The organism is Clostridiales bacterium (assembly GCA_012512255.1).
Taxonomy (GTDB): domain Bacteria; phylum Bacillota; class Clostridia; order Christensenellales; family DUVY01; genus DUVY01.
The window spans coordinates 1-3,852 of sequence record JAAZDJ010000012.1; the positions used below are offsets into that span (position 1 = coordinate 1).

At 35.8% G+C, this 3,852-nt stretch carries 3 protein-coding genes; all 3 read left to right on the forward strand.

Going from position 1 to position 3,852, the window contains the following annotated elements; translation table 11 throughout:
• Nucleotides 1–620: 620 nt before the first annotated feature.
• Genes GX756_00485 through glf form a run of 3 tightly spaced genes read left to right on the forward strand, consistent with a single transcriptional unit; the run spans nucleotide 621 to nucleotide 3,782 of the window.
• Nucleotides 621–1,334, forward strand: a complete 714-nt coding sequence (locus GX756_00485) for a response regulator transcription factor (protein ID NLC16347.1) — start codon at nucleotides 621–623, stop codon at nucleotides 1,332–1,334.
• Nucleotides 1,331–2,689 carry a GHKL domain-containing protein gene (locus GX756_00490; protein NLC16348.1) on the forward strand — a complete coding sequence of 453 codons (1,359 nt, stop codon included), beginning with the start codon at nucleotides 1,331–1,333 and terminating at the stop codon, nucleotides 2,687–2,689. The genes GX756_00485 and GX756_00490 overlap by 4 nt, the downstream gene beginning before the upstream one ends.
• Nucleotides 2,676–3,782: a UDP-galactopyranose mutase gene (gene glf / locus GX756_00495; protein ID NLC16349.1), complete on the forward strand. Its 1,107-nt coding sequence runs from the start codon at nucleotides 2,676–2,678 to the stop codon at nucleotides 3,780–3,782. Before GX756_00490 ends, glf begins: the two co-directional genes overlap by 14 nt.
• Nucleotides 3,783–3,852: the final 70 nt, after the last annotated feature.

Here is a 3,852-nt window from a genome sequence, read left to right on the forward strand (position 1 = left end):
GTGGATATAGGTTTAGTCGTAATATGCGGCGGCTGGGGCGCTTGGGCGATTATCAGCTCTAACAAAAAAGTAAAACAAGATCGCATCTAAACCGTCGTTTTCTTAAATGAAATAGCGTAGGCTTACCCTCTAATCTCTAACTCTTTGTATATGGTAATTATGAATTAGCGTGGAAGAGTTGCAATGTATGTAGCAAGGATTGTCTTTAGTTGATTGCAAGGAAGTAATTATTTCATTCTTATTTTCTTGGACTTGAGTGATAAAAGCATCTTCCAATCCTAGTATTTGGCGATATAATCTTTTTGATAGAGCATTGGTTTTTTCTTTAACTCAATTATATTGAGTTAAAGCCTAATGTTCTATCTTTTTTTACCTTGACCACCACATATAATAGATTCGAAATTTATAACCTAATAAAATCATCAAATTGACTAAGATTCCCTTAAGAAAATTTAAGGGAATCTTTTTTATTAAGAAAATGCTACTTAAAGCTGAATTATAGTAATTTTTTATATCATATCATCTATTAAGTATATTTTGCAAAAAACTATAAGATTGTATATAATATAAACTAATTACAGATATAAAATTTTATTTCTATACAAAAAAAGGGAAAGGAAATGAGAATCAAGATTGCAATCGTTGAAGACGATAAGCAAAGCGCGAAAATTTTGGCAAGCTATATCAATCGCTATTCTAAAGAAAATAATGTGGAAATTGATGTAATGCACTATAATGATGGGGGCCAAATTGTTTATGAATACAAACCCATATATGATATTATTTTTCTTGATATAGAGATGCGCCTATTAGACGGCGTGACGACCGCAAAACATATTCGCAGGTTAGACAAAGATGTTATTTTGATTTTTATAACTAATATGCCTCAATACGCCCTAAAAGGTTATGAAGTAGGCGCGTTAAATTATTTATTAAAACCGATAACATATTTCGCTTTTTCGCAAGAATTAAAAAGAGCAATAGAAAAAGTTCAAAGCAAAGAAAACAGCTATTTGATATTTTCCACAAAAGACGAAATAATACGGTTGCATATATCTGAAATCGCTTTTATTGAAAGCATGAAACACAAATTGATAATTCATGCCCGACAAAAGCAATATGTGATAACGGGCACGATGAAAGAAATGGAAAATAAATTGGAAAGATTTAATTTTTTTAGATGCAACAACTGTTATCTTGTAAATCTTGCCCGAGTGACCGGCGTTAAGGATAATTTAGCCATAATAGACGATTATGAATTGTTGATAAGCCGTCCTAGAAAAAAGGCGTTTATGGAAGCCTTAACCAAGTTTTTTGGAGATATGATATTATGAACGGCGAAGTAATACGGCATATACCGCGGTTTCATACCGCTTTGGCGGAATGGGCTGCCTGTTTTATTCTTATATTGTTTTTAAAGAAGCGTTTTAAAGGCTGGAAATTTGTTTTAATCGTCATATTAAGCCTAATTATCCAAAGCCTTTGGCAATATACGGCAGGCAAGCTGCCTTTGGCGTATTGGATTCCTGGAATGATGTTTGCCGTTTTTTTGATGTGGGCGTTTATATTTGTTGCCTGCGATGTTACGGCTTTGTCGGCGTTGTATTGGTGTATTCACGCCTTTATTATAGCGGAGTTTGCGGCCTCGTTTGAATGGCAAATTACTTTTTATATAACCTCAAATTTAGCATTAAAGCACTTAGTTCAACAGCTCATAGAGTATGCATTGTTATTTGTAATTTATAGCGTGGTTTTTGTTTTAAATTACTTTCTTGAGTCTAGATACATGAAAAACAAAACCATTTTAGAAATACGGGTAAGGGACTTAGCGACAGTATTTGGCATAGCCTTATCCGTTTTTGTAATAAGCAACTTAAGCTTTGTTACCCAACACACTCCTTTTAGCGGCAGGTATGCTGTAGAAATATTTTATATACGAACGCTGGTGGATTTAATAGGATTGGTTCTGTCGTACTCCCAGCGCGAACAAAAATTGTGGATGCACGCCAAAACCGAGATTAACGCGTTGCAAAATGTGTTAAACAGGCATTATGAACAATACCGCCATTCAAAAGAAACCATAGAGTTGATTAATCGCACCTATCATGACCTAAAACATCAAATAGCCGTGATTCGCGCTGAAAAAAATCCCCAAAAAAAAGCCGAATATTTGGACGCTTTGGAAAGCGGAATAAAGTATTACGAGGCACAAAACAAAACAGGCAACGCCGTTTTGGATGTTATTTTGACTTCCAAGTACATGGCTTGTATTGATAACAAGATTCACTTTTCATGCGTCGTTGACGGAAAACTTCTTGATTTTATGGATGTTTTAGATATTTGTTCAATATTTGGCAACGCTTTGGAAAACGCCATAGAAGGCGCAAAAAATATAAAAGACGAAGAACGAAGACTTATCAAGCTAGCCGTATACGCCCGAAACAATCTGTTAATCATTAATTTTGGCAACTATTATGAATCAAAATTAAAATTTGAGAACGGTCATTTGATAACTACCAAAAAAGACCATACGCTTCACGGCTATGGAATTAAAAGCATAAAGATGGCGGCGGCCAAATACGGCGGAACGGTCAATATTGACACCAAAGATAATTGGTTTAATCTTAGCATATTGATTCCCTTACAAAACAGCAATAAAAACGAGGTTAATAAAAATGAAGAAGTATGATTATTTGATAGTCGGCGCGGGACTTTTTGGAGCGGTGTTCGCCCATGAGGCCGCAAAACAAGGCAAGAGGTGTCTTGTTATTGACAAGAGAGACCATATAGGCGGCAATGTCTATACCAAAGAGATCGAAGGCATCAATGTCCATGTTTACGGCGCGCATATATTCCATACCAATGACAAAGACATTTGGGAATATGTTAATTCTTTTGCCGAATTCAACCGCTTTACTAACAGCCCAATAGCCCGATATAAAGACGAGTTATATAACCTACCGTTTAATATGAACACATTTTACGCGATGTGGGGCGTCAAGACGCCGCAAGAAGCTAAAGAGATTATCGCCCGTCAAGTTCAAGAAGCCAAAATAACACAACCAAAAAATTTAGAAGAGCAAGCCATATCTTTGGTAGGAACGGATATATATTTTAAGCTAATAAAAGGCTATACCGAAAAACAATGGGGTAAAGACGCGCGCGATTTGCCGCCTTTTATTATAAAACGCCTGCCTGTAAGGTTTACTTTTGACAACAACTATTTTTCAGACCGCTATCAAGGCATTCCCATAGGCGGATATACCAATATAATCCAAAAAATGCTGGAAGACTCCGAAGTTCTTCTTAATTGCGATTATTTTGACCAAAAGCCGTATTACGACAGCTTAGCTGATAAAATACTTTATACAGGCAGCATTGATAGGTTTTTTGATTATTGTTACGGGGAATTGGAATATCGTTCGCTTAGGTTTGAGACCGAGATTCTGGATATTGATAATTATCAGGGCAACGCCGTTATTAATTACACCGAAAGAGAAATACCATATACGCGCATTATAGAGCACAAACATTTTGAGTTTGGAACGCAGCCCAAAACGGTAATTACGCGCGAATATCCCGCCGCGTGGTCCAAAGGTCAAGAAGCTTATTATCCTGTCAATGACGAAAAAAACAACGCGTTGTATGAAAAATACAATCAGCTTGCCCAAAGCCAAGACAAAGTCATTTTTGGCGGCCGTCTGGGCCTTTATAAATACCTAGATATGCATAATGTCATAAAAATTGCGTTGGAATATGCCCAAAAAGAGCTATTTTCCTAACATTATATATATTAAAATATTAAAAAATAAAAAAACTTAAATTGCAACTACAAGTGCAACGGTTTGTATA

What these genes read in the sequence shown, in the direction of transcription:
- GX756_00485 (NLC16347.1), top strand. Translation starts at nt 621, where the DNA reads ATGAGAATCAAGATTGCAATCGTTGAAGACGATAAGCAAAGCGCGAAA.
- GX756_00490 (NLC16348.1), top strand. Translation starts at nt 1,331, where the DNA reads ATGAACGGCGAAGTAATACGGCATATACCGCGGTTTCATACCGCTTTG.
- glf (NLC16349.1), top strand. Translation starts at nt 2,676, where the DNA reads ATGAAGAAGTATGATTATTTGATAGTCGGCGCGGGACTTTTTGGAGCG.